Annotated in this window: 16 protein-coding genes and 3 pseudogenes; 8 read left to right on the forward strand and 11 right to left on the reverse strand. The window is 38.5% G+C overall.

The annotated features are described in order from the left end of the window. Nucleotides 1-4: 4 nt before the first annotated feature. The 3 genes from J2S17_RS16565 to mscL all read right to left on the reverse strand — a co-directional run bounded on the left by J2S17_RS16565 (nt 5) and on the right by mscL (nt 2,127). Nucleotides 5-763 (reverse strand): gluconate 2-dehydrogenase subunit 3 family protein, encoded by a 759-nt coding sequence (locus J2S17_RS16565; protein ID WP_307476742.1) that lies wholly within the window; start codon nt 761-763, stop codon nt 5-7. Between the two features lie 222 nt (nt 764-985). After that, on the reverse strand, nt 986-1,624 hold the full coding sequence (locus tag J2S17_RS16570; RefSeq protein WP_307476744.1) for a Bax inhibitor-1/YccA family protein: 639 nt from the start codon (nt 1,622-1,624) through the stop codon (nt 986-988). Nucleotides 1,625-1,743: 119 nt separating this feature from the next. Next, the gene (gene mscL, locus J2S17_RS16575) at nt 1,744-2,127 is read right to left on the reverse strand and encodes a large conductance mechanosensitive channel protein MscL (protein WP_307476747.1); all 384 of its coding nucleotides are present in this window, start codon (nt 2,125-2,127) and stop codon (nt 1,744-1,746) included. Between the two features lie 276 nt (nt 2,128-2,403). On the opposite strand from mscL, the gene J2S17_RS16580 reads away from it, so the two are divergent. Then, on the forward strand, nt 2,404-3,573 hold the full coding sequence (locus J2S17_RS16580; protein WP_307476748.1) for a hypothetical protein: 1,170 nt from the start codon (nt 2,404-2,406) through the stop codon (nt 3,571-3,573). A gap of 188 nt (nt 3,574-3,761) precedes the next feature. Here the strand turns inward: J2S17_RS16580 and J2S17_RS16585 are convergent, their stop codons facing one another. From J2S17_RS16585 to J2S17_RS16605, 5 genes and pseudogenes are all read right to left on the reverse strand, one after another. Then, a complete protein-coding gene (locus J2S17_RS16585) occupies nt 3,762-4,994 on the reverse strand; it encodes an aminopeptidase (protein ID WP_307476750.1) in 1,233 nt (410 codons plus the stop codon). Between the two features lie 92 nt (nt 4,995-5,086). Further along, entirely contained in the window at nt 5,087-6,268 is a 1,182-nt protein-coding gene (locus J2S17_RS16590; protein ID WP_307476752.1) for a DUF2812 domain-containing protein, read from the reverse strand. Next, nucleotides 6,265-6,594: a PadR family transcriptional regulator gene (locus tag J2S17_RS16595; protein WP_307476754.1), complete on the reverse strand. Its 330-nt coding sequence runs from the start codon at nt 6,592-6,594 to the stop codon at nt 6,265-6,267. The genes J2S17_RS16590 and J2S17_RS16595 overlap by 4 nt, the downstream gene beginning before the upstream one ends. A gap of 146 nt (nt 6,595-6,740) precedes the next feature. Next, nucleotides 6,741-8,053 (reverse strand): annotated as a pseudogene (locus J2S17_RS16600) (short-chain fatty acid transporter). 653 nt (nt 8,054-8,706) lie between these two features. Further along, nucleotides 8,707-10,800, reverse strand: a complete 2,094-nt coding sequence (locus J2S17_RS16605) for a DNA topoisomerase III (protein WP_307476756.1) — start codon at nt 10,798-10,800, stop codon at nt 8,707-8,709. A gap of 164 nt (nt 10,801-10,964) precedes the next feature. Between J2S17_RS16605 and J2S17_RS16610 the strand changes: the two genes are divergently transcribed. Together J2S17_RS16610 and hutH are read left to right on the forward strand one after the other, a co-directional pair. Beyond that, the gene (locus J2S17_RS16610) at nt 10,965-11,417 is read left to right on the forward strand and encodes a GNAT family N-acetyltransferase (RefSeq protein ID WP_307476758.1); all 453 of its coding nucleotides are present in this window, start codon (nt 10,965-10,967) and stop codon (nt 11,415-11,417) included. A gap of 248 nt (nt 11,418-11,665) precedes the next feature. Beyond that, nucleotides 11,666-13,144: a histidine ammonia-lyase gene (gene hutH / locus J2S17_RS16615; RefSeq protein ID WP_307476760.1), complete on the forward strand. Its 1,479-nt coding sequence runs from the start codon at nt 11,666-11,668 to the stop codon at nt 13,142-13,144. A gap of 39 nt (nt 13,145-13,183) precedes the next feature. Here the strand turns inward: hutH and J2S17_RS16620 are convergent, their stop codons facing one another. Further along, entirely contained in the window at nt 13,184-13,348 is a 165-nt protein-coding gene (locus J2S17_RS16620; RefSeq protein ID WP_307476762.1) for a hypothetical protein, read from the reverse strand. 138 nt (nt 13,349-13,486) lie between these two features. Between J2S17_RS16620 and J2S17_RS16625 the strand changes: the two are divergent. The 3 genes and pseudogenes from J2S17_RS16625 to motB all read left to right on the forward strand — a co-directional run. Then, nucleotides 13,487-13,651: pseudogene (locus J2S17_RS16625) on the forward strand (DnaJ family domain-containing protein); the annotation flags it as partial. A gap of 339 nt (nt 13,652-13,990) precedes the next feature. Then, the gene (motA, locus tag J2S17_RS16630) at nt 13,991-14,785 is read left to right on the forward strand and encodes a flagellar motor stator protein MotA (protein ID WP_307476764.1); all 795 of its coding nucleotides are present in this window, start codon (nt 13,991-13,993) and stop codon (nt 14,783-14,785) included. Continuing rightward, nucleotides 14,778-15,536, forward strand: a complete 759-nt coding sequence (gene motB, locus J2S17_RS16635) for a flagellar motor protein MotB (RefSeq protein ID WP_307476766.1) — start codon at nt 14,778-14,780, stop codon at nt 15,534-15,536. Before motA ends, motB begins: the two co-directional genes overlap by 8 nt. A 65-nt stretch (nt 15,537-15,601) precedes the next feature. On the opposite strand, the gene J2S17_RS16640 is transcribed toward motB, so the two are convergent. After that, nucleotides 15,602-16,813, reverse strand: coding sequence for an MFS transporter (locus J2S17_RS16640; RefSeq protein WP_307476768.1), 1,212 nt, complete (start codon nt 16,811-16,813; stop codon nt 15,602-15,604). A gap of 60 nt (nt 16,814-16,873) precedes the next feature. Next, nucleotides 16,874-17,290 (reverse strand): MarR family winged helix-turn-helix transcriptional regulator, encoded by a 417-nt coding sequence (locus tag J2S17_RS16645; RefSeq protein ID WP_307476770.1) that lies wholly within the window; start codon nt 17,288-17,290, stop codon nt 16,874-16,876. Nucleotides 17,291-17,555: 265 nt separating this feature from the next. On the opposite strand from J2S17_RS16645, the gene J2S17_RS16650 reads away from it, so the two are divergent. Together J2S17_RS16650 and J2S17_RS16655 are read left to right on the forward strand one after the other, a co-directional pair. Beyond that, nucleotides 17,556-18,653: a carbohydrate kinase gene (locus J2S17_RS16650; protein WP_307476772.1), complete on the forward strand. Its 1,098-nt coding sequence runs from the start codon at nt 17,556-17,558 to the stop codon at nt 18,651-18,653. A 15-nt stretch (nt 18,654-18,668) separates the two neighbouring features. Then, nucleotides 18,669-19,580: pseudogene (locus tag J2S17_RS16655) on the forward strand (pseudouridine-5'-phosphate glycosidase). The last annotated feature ends 42 nt before the right edge of the window (nt 19,581-19,622 follow it).

The following is a 19,622-nucleotide window of genomic DNA, read 5'->3' on the forward strand; positions in this document are numbered from 1 at the left end:
TTATTTATTTGTTTGTATAAGAATGTAAACTATTTGGTTCAATTTCAATAAACTCATCCGATTCAATTTGGCCGTGATAGCTCATTTGGTGACCAGGGAAGCCCTTCATTTTCCAGCCATCCATATTAATATTTCCGCCGTAAGCTGGGTCAGCATAAACGCCTTCAATTGTGGCTTGCCGAAGAATATTGAAAAATGTTTTAGATGTCACACCATGAATTTTAACTTCGTCCTTTTGAAAGGCGGTGAGGATTTCGTCCTGCTGTTCGCCTTCTAATTCTGCAAAGTTACTATCGAATTTTTCATTGCTATACTTTTGTATGGCTTGAAGTCCAGCATCAAATACTTCATGTCTCTTTAATGGAGATTGATACCCTTGAAAATTCGAACCAGGGAAAAATGGCCCTTGCATGTATTCCCGAGTATTATTTCCCCATGAACCTGCCAGTTGATGATCGATAAAGAATGGAACACCTAAATCATTCGCACCTGGACCCGTTTCATCCTCTGGAAAAATCCTATCTGTTGCAGCAACTAGAATTGCAAAGATTTCCGGGTTCGTAAAATAAAGAGGAGCCTGTTGGTAGGCAGTGTTTTCATGCTGTTGCCCCTTCGTACCAGATTCATCTTTGTTGTCATTGCTAAGATTAGAACCGATAAGACCACCGATAAGACCGCCACCTACGAGTCCCCCAGCAACATAACTAGAGTTGCGTATAAACCTTCTTCGTGACATTTTCTTGTCTATATTTTGATCAGCCATTCAGTAGAAACCTCCTTTTATTCCTAGTATTTCCAGTATGAAAAAAGTAATACAAAGTTATGCAATAAAATAACAAATTTCTTAAACATTCGACAAAAAATTCCCAAGGAAATAATAATGAGGAAATTAGAAGGAGATGAAAGTACAGCCACAGCAAGAGGATGAAAATACTTGATAGATAACAATAAAACAACCAGCAAGCTATGCCTGCTGGTCTTAAAATTAATTTCTATCTTTTAAAATCCCCATGATCCTTAATATATTAATAAATAGGTTAATAAAATCTAAATATAGATTAAGAGCCATTGTTGGAACTTCCTGTGCGGTTACTCCGTATTTTTTCATGCGGTTAAAATCGAATAATACGTATCCGCTAAACACGAGCACTCCGATGAATGAGTAGGCCAGCATAGCCGTAGAACTCATTGGCCAAAAGAGATTGAATATCGCAATCACAATTAATGCCAGCAGAGCTGCTCCTAAAAGTCCGCCTAAAAAAGTAAAATCCCGTTTAGTCGTCGATGCGTAAATCGCAATACCAGCAAAAACTATGGTTGTTGTTCCAAGTGCCATGAGGACGATCTGTGGTCCAATGGACATCATATAGTAATTAATGATTGGGAACATAGTAAGACCGGAAATAAAAGTAAAAGTGTAGAGAAAAAGATAGGAAATCGCTTTTTTTCTGCGTAAGAAAAACGCAAAAATAAGCATCCCGATTTCAATAATCGCCAGTGGCAAGAATAGCGAAGGCGGTACAAAAACACCGAGCATTACACCGATTGTAGCAACTCCTAAAGATATTGCGAAGGCCCGCATGACAGCTGGCAAGTTTCCCTCATAAACTGTTTGTGCATACATCTCGTTTTCACCTCTAATTTAATGTATCTATACATACGGTGGAACAATTAAAAAGTTTCATGTACAAGAAAGAATAGCTCAGGCCCTTCTAGCAGAAGGCCTGAGCTACTTGATAAACATTATATATTGTTGTTTTTTTTCAAAAGGTCCCTAATTTCCATCAATAATTCTTCTTTCGTATCTATTTCCTCGACCGCGGGTTCTTCTTCTTTTTTCTTTCTTAACCTATTATTGATGATGCGAATAAAAAGGAAGATAGAAAAGGCGACAATTAGAAAATCAAACACAGTTTGAATAAATACGCCATATTTGATTGTTGCGTCATGAAATGTAAAGGATAATGAAGAGAAATTAACGCCCCCCATAAGAATACCTATTGCAGGCATCATAATATCATCCACTAGAGAAGTCACAATACTTCCGAAAGCTGCACCGATAATCACCCCAACGGCGAGATCGAGGACATTGCCTCGCAGGGCGAATTCTTTAAATTCCTTCATCATAGGATAATCACCCTCCTTATTAATTTAAGGCTTATTGTACTAAAATATCCACTTTTTAACTACTTTTATGTAAAATTGAGACTTTAGTTATTTAGCCATACATATTTCTATTTAAACATAGGATTCTGAAGAAATCAGGACATTACATCAAGTTAACTGATTCTTATTACATTTGTAGTATTGTTTCAAATTTGTTACACTTTAGAATGGAAATAAACTACCCAAGAGAAAACGGCGTGAAAATGTTGTTTTTTCTAACAAGTTAGGGAGATTCTAATGAAAAGTTATTTATATATATTAATGTTTTCAGTCGTATTAGCCGGCTGTTTAAAAGAAAACAATGCTACTTTAAATTCTGAATATCAAGTGCTTGAGCCTAAAGGTAAACAATCTCAAGAAGATAAAATAGATAAAATCGAAGTAAAAGATATTGCTATATTACAAGATGAAGCGCTCTACCAATTCGAGATCACAGATAACGAAAAAGACTACAAAGTTTTCTTATATGCTGAAAATGAAGAACAATCCACTCAAGTAAATGAAACATCTTCCAATAAGGAAGACACAGTGACTTTCACTGGGAATTATTCATTTTATATAGGTGAGTTGGATGGAGAAAAAGCCTATAAGCAAAAAGTTTTAGCGGATGTACCTTATACATTTGAATTAAATAGAGATGGCGTCTATACGTTAAATACAAGTAAAAAGACATTGATTGTTTTGCCGCAGGAAATGGATGAGGAACATTCACGTTTAAACCTGTTGGCAGTAGAAGAAGGCAAGCTCCATGAAGTAAAATCGGAAGACGGAGAGCTGATCAATCTCACTGGTTCGAAGATAAAGGCTTTAAATCAGCGTTTTATTCAAACAGCTCAACATTTAACATCTGAAAATAGCTGGGCATTTTCAACTTGGGTGATGGATGGAGAATCTATGTCAGTTTCATTACATGATCAATCCATGGTGAAGGAAGATGAAATTGGTGAAGATGGTCTTTTAACAAATGGTTGGATTGACATCTGGAACGAAGAAGAGGAACAGTTTTTCCCTTATCATAACTTTGAAATAACAACGGAAGTAATTGAGCGTGCAAAGCTTGGTATTCCTATGGGAAGTCCTTACCCGATTGGGACAAATATTAGTGAAATAAAAAAATCGAACCCGAACTTTATTAAAGAGGGGACCGTCAATGGATCGCAATTCCTAATGTACCCTGAAACGACATATTATTTTGAAGCTGAAACTGGAAGTGTTACAGCGGTAGCTATTCCTGGTGAACGAATGAAAACGACATTAAATGAAGTAATAACGATATTTGGTGAACCAGAATATCAAAAAGATAAGAACGGGAAATTGACTGCCATTTACCATGCGGATAAATATACGATCGAATTAGACACTGAAGAAAATGGAGAGTTAAACAGAGCTTTCCTGAGAAGGAATTAACATTTTTTAACATGTGGGAAAATTCACAAGGCTGCACCCTGATTTTTTCAAAAAACAGGAAGATGCGGTCTATTTGCTTTTCATTTAAAAGTGTTAGGACCTAGACATTTTCCTGCTTTATAAAAGTTATACTTCCTTATCTTTTAAAAAAATCCCAGCTGTAAGGATTACAGCTGGGAATGGAAAAATTAAAATGCCCAATTGCCATTTTTGAATACAGGCTCTGATTTGCCGTCTTCTGTGATTCCATCAATGTCCATTTCAGCAGAACCAATCATAAAGTCAACATGTGTCAAGCTTTCATTAAGACCATGTTCAGCTAATTCTTCGCTGTTCATTTTTTTGCCGCCTTCAATACAAAATGCATAAGCACTTCCTATTGCTAAGTGATTGGATGCATTTTCATCAAATAATGTGTTGTAAAAGAGCAGGTTGGATTGTGAGATCGGTGATTGGAACGGTACAAGAGCCACTTCTCCAAGATAATGCGAGCCCTCATCCGTATCAACTAAATTCTTTAAGATTTCTTCTCCATACTCCGCTTCAACCTTAACGATTCGTCCATTTTCAAAGGTAATTGAGAAATTATCGATAATATTACCGCCGTAGCTAAGAGGCTTTGTGCTGGCAACAGTACCGTTTACACCTGTTTTATGCGGGACGGTAAATACCTCTTCTGTAGGCATATTGGCCATGAATTCATGACCTTGTTCATTGACACTGCCTGCACCTACCCAAAGATGTGTATCAGGTAATTCAATGGTTAAGTCTGTTCCAGTAGCTTTATAGTGGAGTTTCTTATAATGCTTGCTGTTTAGATAATCAACCTTCTCATGTAAGTTCGCATCATGCTGCTTCCATGCTTCAATCGGGTCATCCAAGTCTGTTCTTGTTGCCTTAAAGATAGCATCCCAAAGCTTTTCTACTCTCTCCTCAGCAGGTGAGTCAGGGAAAACCATATTAGCCCACGCTTCAGATGGTGCTGCAATAACCGTCCAGCTCACCTTATCTGATTGAATGAATCGGCGATATTTAGATAGCGCTTGACCAGATACTTTTTGGAAAGTACTAATTTTTTCTGCCTTAATGCCTTTTAATAGATCTGGGCTTGCAGAAACAATTGAGATGAAGGCTGCGCCATTTTCAGCAAGCGCTTCAATTTCTTTTGCACGCCATTCCGGATATTCTTCAAAGGCTTTATCTGGAGCCATTTCATATTTTGTGCGTGTAACTGTGTCGTCGCTCCAGTTGACAACTACGTTATGCGCTCCTGCTTCGTAAGCCTTCTTGACAATTAATCTGACTAATTCAGCAGAGTCAAGCGTTGTGTTGATTACAAGCGTTTGATCTTTTTGCACATTGACGCCAACCTTTACAGTGAGCTCGGCATATTTTTCTAGGTTTTGATTAAAATTACTCATTTTATGTACACTCCTTTTTACAAAATCTTCATTTCCATTGTAGCTTTTCTAAATGAAAAAAGAAACATATTTAACTGCTCGTGGATATGATATTATATCTTCATTCTAAAATAATAAAGCCACGATCTTACTACAAAAGAGCCGAACATAATCATGGCTATCGCGTACATGAGAAGGTTCCAATGCATAATAGTAAAAGCTTCCTCAGTTGGTGGAGCTTGTAATGTTATTCCAAAAATAAAGAGGTACATGATGATCAGCGGCATGAATAGTATAGAATAGGCTAAGGCTACCTTTTTTGCCTGTTTGATTATATGAGTTGGTTCAGTATAGATGCGCGGTTTTGACTCTCCGTCTGTATATTCCTTGCTCCAAATAGTCCATTTTTGCAAGGAGGAGAAGGAGCTAAATACATGATGCCAGCCAGCTTCTTTATGTATATCTAAGTAAGACTCATCCGAAATATTTTGATAATCTGTACAAAAGCTGACTAGTCGAGGCTTTGTAATTTTAAAATAGAAGGATGTGCCAAATTTATTTACTCTGTATAAATGGAAACCTTTCTGTTCCATGCCTTCCAACCATGTTTCCAATTTATCGGGTGCGTACATCCAGCCGTACTTTCTTCTGACGAAGATTTTTCCATCACGCTTGAGCAATTTTTCTTGTTTCTTTGAAGGTGGTTGATCTAAGCTGCTCTGTATCATCTCAGGTATTTCATTTTCCAGCAGTAATATCCGATTGATTTTCTTCAATTTAACGATTGAGTATATCAATAGGATATAAAAGGCCATGCCCAGTCCCAACACTATAAAGGTAATACTCCAAAGGGGACTCTTGACGAAGCTGATTTCTCCATCGTTTATGAGGTTTAAACTTACGAGCGATAAGTTAGTAATCATTGTAGCTGTAAAATAACAGAACAGGAAGAAGAAAAGCATCGAAAGGATTCGATTCCGTTTAATGATTCCGGTACGGACTGTACTTGTTTTTATGTCTTTCATCGCCTTATCGTTAGAGAGAATATACCAACTGTTTTGTTTGCAAACGATTTTCCAGCCATCAGATATTAAAGAAGAGGATGCAGGATTCTGCTGTAATTTATCATACCCAATCCGATAATAATTAGCTTTGGGTTCTCCCTTTTGAAAAAAGAAGTACCGTGTCCAACGATTAAATGTATTTAGATGGAGACCTTTAGCTGACATTTCATTTAACCAAGCCTCTGTCTTATGAATATCATAGCTCCAAAAGGGCTTAAAAACCTTCATCATAACAAATCCTCCTCGTATGTTAATGCATTTTCGTAAAGCTCTTTCAATCGATTGATTTCGTAACTCATTAATTGCTTTCCAACATCTGTCATTTCATATACGGTTTTGCGTTGTTCATCTGCAAAAACAGTAATGATCCCATCTTTTTGCATTTTAATCAGTGTCCCATAGACAGTGCCAGACCCTAGATGGATGCGCCCCGCTGTAATTTCTTCTACATGCTTAACGATTCCATATCCATGCCGCGGCTGCTTTAAGGACAATAAAATATAAAATGCTGTTTCAGACATGGGGATATACTTTTTTACAACCTTTTCAATGTCCAAATGAAGCACCTCATCCAACTATGTCGTATCGTGACTATATCACGGTGTGACATAGTTGGGCAAGAGGGAAAGTAAAAAATACAAAAAAAGCGTAACACTCGTCAGGGAGTGATACGCTGAAATGACTAACGCATTTAATAAGGGAATTAGTAAACGAAAAACAAGAGAACAGTGGTGAGCGCACCGACCCAAATGCTTAAAAGAATACAATACCCCATGATATGGCGTATGTGTAATCCGACCACACTTAAAATAGGCAATGCCCAAAATGGCTGAATAAGGTTCGTCCAGCCGTCTCCCCATCCGACAGCCATCGCGGTGATTGAATGGTCAACACCAAGCTGAGCGCCAGCGGCAACTTGAAGGGGGCCTTGCAGAGCCCATTGGCCACCGCCAGATGGGGCAAGCAGATTGACAAGTCCAGCCGTCCAGTACGTGAATACATCAAAAGTATCCTTATTTGAAATTGAAGCCATCCAATTGACAATAGATTCAGCTAATCCTGAGCTCCCGAGTACAGCAATAATTCCAGCATAGAAAGGGAATTGCAGAATAATGGGAGAGATAGATGTCGCGGCGTCTTTAAATGCATGTGCGTATTGGGATAAGGATTGATGAAACAATAGCCCTAAAGATAAAAATGTAAGATTAATGATGTTTAGATCAAGATCCCTGCCATTAATAAATTCAGCAATAATATAGATTAAGCCGATTAATCCAGATAAAATTCCTAGAATCGGCGTTTTTTCCAGTTTAATCGCCGGATAGTTTTCTGAGCTATCCGTTTCAGCAATAGCTTTACTCTTAGCTTCGGTTTTATTAGAAGATGTAAATGGAATAATATCTTTTTTTGGAGCCATTAAAATAATGAAAATTGGCATGGTGATGACGAGGGCGATTAGAATTGTAATTGTGCCAGGATGAAAGATTGTTTCAGATGTAGGAATCACACCAATTACTTCTTCTAAAAAATGGCCTTTTGTGGCAACAGAGAGGCCGATTGAACTTGATAGTCCTGCGGTATAAATGACAGTTGGCGCATAAGCTGCAGCAACCAATAATGGAAAATGAGCATTCTGATTTCTTTTTCCAACCTCGCGGGCAATGATTGCTCCCACAATAACAGCAAGTCCCCAGTTTATATAATAAGCAGCAGAAGAGACAAGAAAGGTAAGTACATAAGCTGATTCGCGGTTTGGGCTTTTGACGCCAAAGCAGTTAAAAAGCGCTGAATAAAAGGGACGGCAGCTAAAGCCATTCCAGTCATTAATAATAAAATCATTTGCATCGTAAAAGTAAGATACGACCAGAAACCATTTCCAAATGATTTAAATGTTGATAAAGGATCTGCGGGCTTCATAAAAAAGGCAACAACAAAAACAAAAAGAGTTAAAAGGACAGCAATTACAAAGGCATCAGGAAGGTATTTTTCAACAAGCTTTGAAAAACGATTAGCCATTCTATTTAACAATCTATCCACTCCCTTTTTTAAAAGGTCAGCACAATGGCTGCCTGTACATGCTATGGAATGGACAAGCGTATTATGACAAAAAGAAGAGTGCGGGTAGAATAGCCGGGGATTGAACTTAGTTCAAGAAGTGGAATTGCCGATAAAATTAAAAGATCGCCGATAAAAAATGAAAATCGCTGATATATTCAGATGATCGTCGATATATCAAAAAAATTGGTCGATATCCTATCAGCCGATGACTTTTTCAAGTAGGCAACCAACATTTTGAGGGAAAGCTTTGTTTCAGATAGACTAATCTTTGTTCAATAAAGTGGATTTGCCGAAAAAAATTAAAAGATCGCCGATAAAATTAAAAGATCGCCGATAAAAAATGAAAATCGCTGATATATTCAGATGATCGTCGATATATTAAAAAAATTGGTCGATATCCTATCAGACGATGACTTTTTCGAGTAGGCAACCACCATTTTGAGGGAAAGCTTTGTTTCAGATAGACTGACCTTAGCTCTAGCGGCGGAATAGCCGATCAAAGAAAATGATCGCCGATATCACCCCTAACCAAAGCCTCTTCAATTCAACTTCCTATAGAACACACTCTATTTTAAAAAGGAGCGATAGTTAATCGCTCCTCCAAAATTGGTTTAATCTTTATCTTTCATTGCTTGCTTCAATAGGTCTCCAAGACTTGTGCCGAAGGAGTCCTCTTTTTGCGTGTATTTTTGTACAAGCTGTCGTTCTTCGCGTTTATTGATTTTCTTTTTCTTATCGGTTGCTTTTTCAACGACATTACATGGACGGCATTGGAAGTAAGTACCTGCTTTTCCGTTATGCATTTCCATTTTTTTATGGCATTGTGGGCAACGGCGATTGGATAATTTCGGATCTTTTCTCTTTCTGAAATTACAATCAAGGCTCGAGCATACGAGTACTTTTCCTTCTTTCGTATTTCTTTCTTTTAAGAAGGAACCGCATTCGGGACATTTGGAGCCGGTTAAATTATGGGCTTTATAAGATTTATCGCTTTTCTTTACTTCTGATACAAGGTGCCTTGTTTGCTCTCTAATGTTTTTTAGAAAGGCTTTTGCGTCGGCTTTACCTCGAGAAATTTGTTCCAGCTCTTTTTCCCATTTAGCTGTGAGCTCAGGTGATTTTAGATCTTCGTTCACAAGCTCCATTAGCTGCTTACCTTTTTGAGTTGAGAAGAGACGGCCATTCTGCCTTTCGATTACCTCTGTGGCAAGGAGCCTTTCGATAATCTCGGCTCTTGTTGCAGGGGTGCCAAGACCGTATTTCTCCATTTGCTGAAGGATATCTGCTTCAGAGTAACGGAGTGGGGGCTCGGTTAATTTTTTATCTGATTCCACCAACTGCACCTTGAAGGTTTTTCCTTGTGTGAGAGCTGTTAAGCTATTCTTGCTATTGGATTCTTCGGTATTTCCAGTGATCTGTTTAAAGCCTAAATCAATGACTGCAGTTTCTCTTGCAATGAATGTTTCTTTGTTCATGTTAAGGACAGCATGGATGGTTTCATATTTATAAGGTGCATAGAACAGTGTGAGGAAACGTTTGACGATTAAGTCATATAATTTACGTTCATCTGTATCTAAGTCCCTTAGATGGACGCGCTCCTCTGTTGGAATAATCGCGTGATGGTCTGTCACCTTTTCATTGTTGAATACACGCTTCGCCATAACCTTTCCCTTATTCATCAAAGCTGGCTTGACTTCGTCTTTATAAGCTGAAGAAATCCCATGAAGACGATCGATCATCGTGCCTTCCATATCTTTTGTTAAATAACGAGAATCTGTTCGAGGGTAGGTCACAAGCTTATGCTGCTCATATAACTTTTGCAGAACATTTGAAGTTTTTTTCGCTGAGAAGCCATAGCGTTTATTTGCGTCTCTTTGTAGCTCAGTCAAGTCATACGGCATAGGCTGTGCTTCCGTTTTTTCGCTGCGATTAATTGCTTGAATGGTGGCAGATTGTCCTTTTACTTTTTCTACAATATTGTCCGCGGTATCCTTAGAAAAAATCTTCTTTTCTCCATTCTTTTCCCAATCGGCATGGAGCGGTCCAACTTGCGCCTTAATTGTCCAGTACTCTTTAGGAACGAACTTTTGAATCAGCTTTTCTCTTTCCATGACAAGCGATAGAGTAGGGGTTTGTACACGCCCTGCTGATAACGGTTCTTGATACTTTGTTGTTAGTGCTCTAGTAACATTCAAACCAATGAGCCAATCAGCTTCCGCTCGGCAAACGGCTGATTGATATAGATCATCAAATTGCTTTCCTGGCTTTAATTGTTTAAATCCATCTTTAATCGCGCGGTCAGTGACAGAAGAAATCCATAATCTTTTAATCGGCTTCTTCCACCGGATTTTTTCTAGAATCCAGCGAGCGACGAGCTCACCTTCCCGGCCGGCATCTGTTGCAATAATAATTTCTTTAATATCGTTTCGCTTAGCAAGATGTTCAATTGCTTTAAATTGATGACTTGTTTGCTTCATGACCTTTAGTCCCATTTGATCAGGGATGATCGGTAAGTCTTCAAGATTCCATTGCTTATATTTATTATCGTAGTGCTCAGGCATTTTCAACTCAACTAAGTGTCCTAGTGCCCAAGTGACAATATATTGACTTCCTTCTAAATAACTTTTATGTGACCCGCTGCAACCGAGGACACGGGCAATTTCGCGTGCAACGCTGGGTTTTTCTGCTAGAACAAGTGATTTCATAATGGCCCCTTTCTTTTCTAAAACAACATTTTTACCCTCGCCATAAAGGGTGAGATACTTTCAGCTTCCTATACAAGTATAGCGGAAAAGGAGGATAATTTGTATTGTGAACCTTATACATTAAAGATTATGATAAAGGTATCAAGAAGAAGGAAAGTGATAAGATGGAAGGCTTAAAGATTACAGAAAAGCAAACTGCAGAGAAAGTGCTGAATTTACAGCTTGCATCCTATGCGATAGAAGCGAGCCTGATTGGTTCAACAGAATTGCCGCCCTTAAAGGAATCGGCAGCGGATTTAATGAATAGCGGAGAAACCTTTTATGGGGAATTTGATAGAAAGGAACTTGCAGGAGTCATTTCTTATAAAGTGGATCAATCTGTTTTGGATATCCACAGAGTCATGGTTAACCCCCAGTATTTTCGCCAAGGGATTGCCGCAAAAATGATTCAGAGTGTATTATCAATGGAGAAGAATAAAGTCAGTACGGTTCTTGTAGCAACTGCAAGTTTAAATAAACCAGCCGTTTACCTATATAAAAAACTTGGTTTTCAGTTTCACGATGAATTCACTGTAAGTGAAGGAATTCGTATAGCTCAGTTTAAAAAAGAACTATAGTAAAGGTGTTTTTTCCTTTAGTACATTACTCATCTACCAATCTAATTTGTTAAATAATGGAATATATTAATTGACTTTATGAATGAGTAAACCGTACAATAATTAACAAGACAGATTATATAGGAATGATGAAAATGAGAAGAATCCCATTAATAAATCATAATTTCAATAAAAGGCCAAGTATCAAGCAATTTATTTGATACTTGGTCTTTTCTTTATTCTATTACCGTGATAAGGGGGCAAGTCAGATGGTTACTCTAACTGGGAAAACACTGAATGTTGAAGAGGTTAAAAGAGTCATATTTCAAAAGGAAAAAGTAGAGGTAGCTGCTGAAAGCATGCAGGACGTGATGAACAGCCATGCTGCAGTGGAAAAAATCGTACAAGATGATCGAACGATTTATGGAATTAATACAGGCTTCGGTAAGTTTAGTGATGTCCTTATTGATGCCTGTGATGTGAAGGAGCTGCAGATTAATCTGATACGCTCCCATGCTTGTGGTGTTGGTGATCCTTTCCCTGAGTCTGTATCGAGAGCGATGCTTCTCTTACGTGCGAATGCGCTAATCAAAGGCTTTTCTGGAGTGCGACCAGCACTAATTGAAATCCTGGTTGCATTCATTAACCAAGAGGTTCACCCAGTGATTCCACAGCAAGGCTCTCTCGGGGCTAGCGGGGATTTAGCACCTTTATCTCATTTGGCATTAGCCCTCGTTGGCGAGGGTGAGGTCTTCTATCAAGGAGAAATTTATCCTTCTTTAAAAATATTAGAGAAGAAAGGGATTGCTCCTCTCACGTTGGAAGCAAAGGAAGGGCTGGCGCTGATCAATGGAACACAAGCGATGACAGCTATGGGGGTAGTTGCCTATTTAGAGGCGGAAAACCTTGCTTTTAAAAGTGAGCTGATTGCAGCCATCACAATGGAAGGATTAAACGGAATCATCGATGCTTTTGAAGAAGAGATTCATCTTGCAAGAGGCTACCAGCAGCAGGTAGATACAGCAAAAAGAATGAGGATGTTCTTGTCGGGAAGCAAGCTCACCACAAGGCAAGGAGAAATTCGGGTACAGGATGCCTACTCTATTCGCTGTATTCCTCAAGTTCATGGTGCTACATGGCAGGCGCTTGATTATGTAAAGGAAAAGTTGGAAATTGAAATGAATGCAGCTACAGATAACCCGCTTATTTTTGATAATGGCAATAAAGTCATTTCAGGAGGTAATTTTCATGGCCAGCCGATTGCATTTGCGATGGATTTCATGAAAATTGCGGTGGCAGAATTAGCGAATATATCTGAGAGAAGAATTGAAAGACTAGTCAATCCGCAATTAAACGATCTCACACCTTTCCTAAGTCCCAATCCTGGTCTAGAGTCGGGCGCGATGATTATGCAATACTGTGCAGCCTCGCTGGTATCAGAAAACAAAACACTGGCTCATCCTGCCAGCGTGGATTCAATCCCGTCTTCTGCTAACCAGGAGGACCATGTAAGTATGGGTACAATAGGTTCCCGTCATGCCCATCAAATCATTCGTAATGTTAATAAGGTATTAGCGATTGAGTTAATATGTGCCATGCAGGCAGTAGAGCAGCGGGGAGTAGAAAAAATGGCTGAAGCCACTAGAGCATTTTACGATAAGGGGAGAGAGATAGTCCCATCGATTACCAAGGACCGGGTGTTTTCTAAAGATATTGAAGCATGTGCAGAATGGTTAAAGCATTGTTGATAAATAGAGAGTGACACGAATAGTGCACTCTCTAAATAATTATCTGTTTTCATCTTCTTCAATCCGGTTTTTAAATGCTTCCTGAACTACTAGGAATTCTTCATCTTCCTGTGCTTCTGTTGCTTTTTTTTCAATTATTGCATTTTCAGGCAATTCACCTGGGTGTTGTTTTTTCTTATGATTAAAATGTTCTCCACGAGACATATTCATCGCTCCTTTCTCATCTCACCCCAGTAGTTTTACCATTCTTTTTGTTCGTATGTATGAAAATACGTATTATGAATATAAGGTTTTCTAATGAAGTTTAGGGATTCAGGCATTTCATTTAAGGAGAGGATCGAAATGGATTTCTTTTGGATGAGAGCGGAAGAACGGATTAAGAAGGCCCAGAGAGAGTGTGAATTCGAGGGTTTACCAGGTTATGGGAAGCCGTTTCCTAATGATGATTTAGCCTCTGTACCGGAAAGCTTACGCATGGCATACCGAGTGGTAAAGAATGCAGGGTACATAAATAAACATTTACTTTAAACAGATAGGATGATTCCTATCTGCTTTTTTGTTTTACTTTATTTCATTCGGGTATGCGTTTACAAGCTTGCTTTATCTCACCATGAATTGTATCCAACCCACAATTTATGAGCATATTCTTATGCATTTAGCCCTCGGGATGTTCATTTATTATCTGTGTTATATGATAAATAGGTAAAAAGACCTTGTATTCTATCTTAAAAAACAATGAATTTTGTCGAAATAATAAATAACAAGGTTGTTTTAACCAAGATTAATTCCGAAAAAATACAGTTATACAGGGCTAAAGTTATATTATGTGGATAGGTGTGATACTTAATGGATAAAGCAACATGGATAGGGGTTGTATTGGGTTTAATTGCGATCGTCTTAGGTATGTTTTTCAAAGGGGTCGGATTAGGAGTATTGCTAAACCCAGCAGCCATTCTTATTATTGTCATCGGAACAGCGGCATCAGTGATTACAGCTTTTCCTACGAGTGAAATAAAGCGCATCCCCAAAATAGTGGGTGTACTTTTCAAAGAAAAAACTGAAATGAATCCTGCAGAATTAATTAGACTTTTCTCAGACTGGGCACAACTTGCTAGGAAAGAAGGTCTGCTATCTTTAGAGGCAAGAATAGATGAAGTGGAGGATCAGTTTTTAAAAAATGGTCTATCACTTGCTGTGGATGGTCAAAGTGCAGATTATATAAGAGATGTGTTAAATGAAGAAATAGACGCAATGGAGGAAAGACACCAATCGGGAGCGCAAATCTTTTCACAGGCAGGAACTTATGCCCCTACATTAGGTGTGCTGGGTGCAGTCATAGGCTTAATTGCAGCATTGGGAAATATGAATGACACGGATCTATTAGGTGAAGCGATTAGTGCAGCATTTGTAGCGACGATGATGGGTATCTTTACTGGTTATGTCCTTTGGCATCCGTTTGCAAATAAGTTAAAAAGAAAATCAAAAATAGAAGCAAAGCAGAAGCAGATAATGATCGAAGGGATTTTATCCATATTAGAAGGAGAAGCACCGCGTGTCATTGAGCAAAAGCTCGCTTCATATTTGCCAGGAAGTGAAAGAACATTATTTCTGAAAGAAAGCAGCGTGAACTCAAATGAGTAAACGGAGAAGTAAGAAGGGTAATCATGAGGATCATATTGATGAATCCTGGCTGCTTCCATATGCGGATTTACTTACCTTGCTCGTTGCTCTATTTATCGTTCTATTCGCTATGAGCTCTGTCGATGCTCAGAAGTTTGAAAAGCTTTCCCGTTCATTTAACGAAGTATTTTCAGGAGGGACGGGTGTATTAGATTTCCCTAGCCCGATGCCAGATGGCAATATGGAACCGATAAAAAAGCAATCCATTCCAAATGATTATATGGATAAGGAAAAGGATCAGGAAGAATTAAAAGAGCTTCAGATGAAAGTGGAGACATACATTGATGATAAGGAGCTTACAGATAAGCTAGAGACATCATTAACCACCGAAGGCCTATTAATCACAATAAGAGAAAATGTCCTATTCCATTCAGGAAGTGCAGATGTGAGATCTAAGGACTTAAGTATTGCTCAGGAAATCTCAGACCTGCTAGTTATTAATCCACCTCGAAATATCATTATTAGCGGCCATACAGATAATGTTCCAATCAGGAATTCTCAATATGAATCAAACTGGGAATTAAGTGTGATGAGGGCAGTCAATTTTATGAAGGTTCTTTTAAAAAATAAAGAATTGAATCCTGCATGGTTTAGTGCAAAAGGGTTTGGAGAATACCAGCCAACCGCTGATAATCTTACAAATGAAGGGAAATCAAAGAACCGCCGTGTAGAAATATTAATTTTGCCTAGAAGTGAAGTAGAAAAAAATTAAAGATGCATCCTGCTAAAGAGAGCTGCATCTTTAACTATTATGTTATAAACATCATCTGAGAATAATCAGGTGATGTTTTTTGATGGCTGAATAACGTTTCCATTCCAGCTTACTTTTCTCCCATGAAGGAAATAATAAGCGATTAAAGCAAGTAACACTACACCGCCTAGTATGAAATAAAGAGATGAAAATCCTGTATACACAGCAATTACACCTAATGCATATGAGCCTAATCCGATTCCGGTATCGAAAAAGGTGAAGAATGTGGATGTAGCAAGTCCTCTTTTTGCAGGATCTGCGTTTTGAATGGCAATGGTTTGTAAAGCAGGTGAGAGATTTCCATAGCCAAGCCCAATTAATCCGCCTGCAAGAAGAAAGAAAAAGGTATTTGTTGCTTGACTGAGCAACAACATTCCGACTGCAAATAAAATAATTGCGGGATAAACGATTCGGTTTTCGCCATAAATATCAAACCATCGCCCAGTAAACGGCCGTGATGCGATAGTAAAAGCTGCGTAAACGACAAAGAAAAAGCTTGCAGCTTCCATTAAACCTAACTCATTTGCATAGATGGAAATGAAGGAAAGCACGCCTGAATAAGCCAATGCTAAAATTCCACCGACAATGGCAATGGGTATCGCTTTTGTCTCGAAGAAACTTGACAGAGAAAAGTCTTTTTTCTTTAAGGCATGTGGTTCAGATGATACGGCTGCTTCGGGAAACCGCACGATGAATGATAATAGTAATGCAATCACCGTCATGATAAGACAAAGCGTAAACACCCAAGAGAAATTAGCATATTGGACAATCGTTAACCCGGTAAAAGGACCAATAACCATCGCCAAATTCATGAAAAGAGCATAATATCCGAGGCCTTCACCTTTTCTTTTTTCAGGGATAAGATCAGCAACGATCGCTCCAGTGGCGGTTGTCGCCATACCAAAACCGATGCCATGGAAAAATCTTAACGCAATTAAGAAAGGAATTGAATCTGCCCATTGGTAAAACAAGCTGGAAAAGAAAAAGATAAAAACGGAGAAAAGAAGAATTTTTTTTCTGCCAATCGAATCAATCCATTTTCCTGTAAAGGGTCTGCATAGTACGGCTGAAATTAGAAAGATGCCTGTAACTAAACCAACTGCTGATTCACTACTATTTAAGTCCTCCAATACATAAATTGGAAGAGTAGTTAGCAAAATATAAAATACAACAAATAGAAAAAAACTAATAAAAGATATGCCTAAAAAGTCTTTTGTCCATAAAGATTCTTTCTTCATGATGTCCTCCTAACGTAATGAGGTCAGGTGACAATGAGCCAAGCTGATTGCCGCCTGACTTTATTCCAAATTATTTTTTAGTTTTTTCATGGTGTTGAGGAAACCATTGATTTCTTCTTCATTAACGTTCTCGAGCGTAGCTTCTTCTGCTTCCCGCACCGCATTTATCCATTTGGGATATTCATTGTCAGAAGCTGCAGTTAATTGAATCATTTTTTCGCGTTTATCGTTTCCAGTTGCACGATTGATCCAACCAGATTTCTCCATTCTTATTAAGGTTCTCGTCATCGTTGGCGCCTCTACTCCCAAATAGAGAGAGATTTCTTTTTGAGATAGTGCACCATCTCTTTTTAAAAGAAAAATGATGCTCCACTGTGCAGCATACAATCCAAGTGGAACAAGTTTTTCATTCAATAATTTTGAATAATGGCGTGATGTTTGGTTAATAGAGTGAAAAAGTTCGCTATGCTGATTCATTGACATCCCCAATTCATAAAATAGTTACCTAGCTAACTATAATCGAAAAATAGGTAAATGTCTATTAAAAGTTTCGCATAACGAAATATATAATGCTTGATTTATTTATAAACAAAAGTCTATAATGTAAACAAAAGTTGGTTTATTAAAATGAAAGATTAACTTTTTAAGTTAGAATAATGTCTAGCTCCAGCGTCTACCCCCTTTATGGTCTAAGCCTGAGGGTGAGCAAGGCGCTTGCGGTTTTATTAAAGGGGGGAATCAAATGAATGAAAAAGAAGCGGTCATATTGCAGTTAATAAAAGAGGATCCATTCATCTCCCAAGTAGACCTAGCAGCTAAAACTGGCCTTTCACGCTCAGCGGTTGCAGGATATATTTCCTCGCTGACAAAGCAGGGGAATATTCATGGAAGAGCTTATGTGCTTCCGAATAAGAAAGATATCCTTTGCGTCGGGGGATCGAATATAGATAGAAAGATCCAAAGCATTGAAAAGCTGCAGGCTGCAACTTCCAATCCGGCCCAGAGCTCACAATCTTGTGGTGGAGTGGCTAGAAATATTGCAGAAAATCTAGGTCGGCTAGGATCGGATGTTTCCTTATTAACTGCAGTTGGCGAGGATCATGAAGGCAGCTGGCTAATGAAGCAAACCGAATGTTTTGTTGATATCACACCTTCGCAAGCATTGGCGGATCAAACGACAGGTACCTATACAGCGGTTCTTGATAATGAAGGTGAAATGGCTGTTGCCCTTGCAGATATGTCTATCTATGACAGCATCAGTCGAGAGTTCATTGAAAAAAAATGGGGTTATTTTGCATCAGCTGAAATGGTCATTTTAGATACAAACTTTCCTGCTGAAGTGATGGAGCAAATCATTACACGATGTGAGGAAGATGATATTCCATTATGCATCACACCTGTATCTGCACCAAAAGTAAAGAAGCTTCCTGGCATCCTTAATGGCGTAAGCTGGCTCATTGCCAATAGAGATGAAGCGGAAGCCTTATCAGGCATTGAAATTACGCAGGAGGGCGACTTTTTTAAATCCGCTGAGCTAATTATGCAAAAGGGTGTTGAAAGAGTTGTCATTACAAGAGGCGATAAAGGGCTTATTTACTTTACAAAAATGGGAGAAGCAGGCGTCATTCTACCTCCAAAAGTAAAGGTGTCAGATGTAACAGGAGCCGGTGATTCTCTTGTTGCAGGGATTATTTACGCCCATTTAAAAGGGATGGATGTAGAAAATGCATGTAAAATAGGCATATCATGTTCCAACTTAACATTACAGTCGAACGAAACAGTGAATCCTAGTTTAAACCATAAAAGATTACAAGAAACTTTCCAAGAGAATTTTTTATAAGGAGACGATGAGACAATGACAGAAAATTGGTTGGAATACTCAGAAGAGGTATTGGAAGCAAAGAAAGAATATAAACCGATTGTGGCGCTTGAATCAACAATTATTTCACATGGAATGCCCTATCCGCAAAATGTAAAAATGGCAAAAGAAGTGGAAGAAATTATCCGCCAAAATGGTGCAGTACCTGCGACAATCGCTATTATTGATGGCAAAATAAAAATTGGCTTATCGGATGATGAGCTTGACTTTTTAGCTACAAGTAATGATATTGCAAAGGCTAGCCGCAGAGATATCCCTTACTTGGTAGCTACAAAAAAACATGGGGCTACAACTGTTTCGGCAACGATGATTTGCGCACAGCTTGCAGGTATTGAAGTCTTTGTAACGGGCGGTATTGGCGGTGTTCACAGAGAAGCAGAGCGTACAATGGACATCTCTGCAGATCTGCAAGAGCTTGCTCAAACAAATGTTGCAGTAGTTTGCGCAGGTGCAAAATCCATCCTTGATATCGGATTGACTTTGGAATACTTAGAAACACATGGTGTACCAGTGGTTGGGTTTGAAACTGATATGCTTCCAGCGTTCTATACACGTACAAGTCCATTTAATGTGAATTATAGAGTAGATCAAACAGAAGAAGCAGCAAACTTAATCAGAGCGAAATGGGATTTAGGCTTGAACGGCGGCATCGTGATTGCTAATCCAATTCCTGAAGCAGATGCAATGGATGAAGAAGTCATTACAAATATTATTAATCTGGCACTGAAAGAAGCAAAAGAAAACTCGATTAACGGAAAGAATGTTACGCCATTTTTACTCGGTAAAGTGAAGTAACTAACAGAAGGGAAGAGCTTAATAGCCAATATTGCATTAGTTAAACATAATGCAGTAGTAGGAGCTCAAATAGCAGTTGACTTACAAAAATAATTTATTTAACAGTTCATCCGATTAATCGGGTGAGCTGTTTTT

The sequence above is a fragment of the Cytobacillus purgationiresistens genome (genome assembly GCF_030813235.1).
Classification (GTDB): Bacteria; Bacillota; Bacilli; order Bacillales; family Cytobacillaceae; genus Cytobacillus; species Cytobacillus purgationiresistens.

Bases quoted from the DNA above. Each gene is read 5' to 3' on its own strand.
- motB (WP_307476766.1), top strand. From the start codon at position 14,778: ATGAGTAAACGGAGAAGTAAGAAGGGTAATCATGAGGATCATATTGAT.
- J2S17_RS16640 (WP_307476768.1), bottom strand. From the start codon at position 16,813: ATGAAGAAAGAATCTTTATGGACAAAAGACTTTTTAGGCATATCTTTT.
- J2S17_RS16580 (WP_307476748.1), top strand. From the start codon at position 2,404: ATGAAAAGTTATTTATATATATTAATGTTTTCAGTCGTATTAGCCGGC.
- J2S17_RS16605 (WP_307476756.1), bottom strand. From the start codon at position 10,800: ATGAAATCACTTGTTCTAGCAGAAAAACCCAGCGTTGCACGCGAAATT.
- J2S17_RS16570 (WP_307476744.1), bottom strand. From the start codon at position 1,624: ATGTATGCACAAACAGTTTATGAGGGAAACTTGCCAGCTGTCATGCGG.
- hutH (WP_307476760.1), top strand. From the start codon at position 11,666: ATGGTTACTCTAACTGGGAAAACACTGAATGTTGAAGAGGTTAAAAGA.
- J2S17_RS16620 (WP_307476762.1), bottom strand. From the start codon at position 13,348: ATGTCTCGTGGAGAACATTTTAATCATAAGAAAAAACAACACCCAGGT.
- J2S17_RS16590 (WP_307476752.1), bottom strand. From the start codon at position 6,268: ATGATGAAGGTTTTTAAGCCCTTTTGGAGCTATGATATTCATAAGACA.
- mscL (WP_307476747.1), bottom strand. From the start codon at position 2,127: ATGATGAAGGAATTTAAAGAATTCGCCCTGCGAGGCAATGTCCTCGAT.
- J2S17_RS16645 (WP_307476770.1), bottom strand. From the start codon at position 17,290: ATGAATCAGCATAGCGAACTTTTTCACTCTATTAACCAAACATCACGC.
- J2S17_RS16610 (WP_307476758.1), top strand. From the start codon at position 10,965: ATGGAAGGCTTAAAGATTACAGAAAAGCAAACTGCAGAGAAAGTGCTG.
- J2S17_RS16585 (WP_307476750.1), bottom strand. From the start codon at position 4,994: ATGAGTAATTTTAATCAAAACCTAGAAAAATATGCCGAGCTCACTGTA.
- J2S17_RS16650 (WP_307476772.1), top strand. From the start codon at position 17,556: ATGAATGAAAAAGAAGCGGTCATATTGCAGTTAATAAAAGAGGATCCA.
- J2S17_RS16565 (WP_307476742.1), bottom strand. From the start codon at position 763: ATGGCTGATCAAAATATAGACAAGAAAATGTCACGAAGAAGGTTTATA.
- motA (WP_307476764.1), top strand. From the start codon at position 13,991: ATGGATAAAGCAACATGGATAGGGGTTGTATTGGGTTTAATTGCGATC.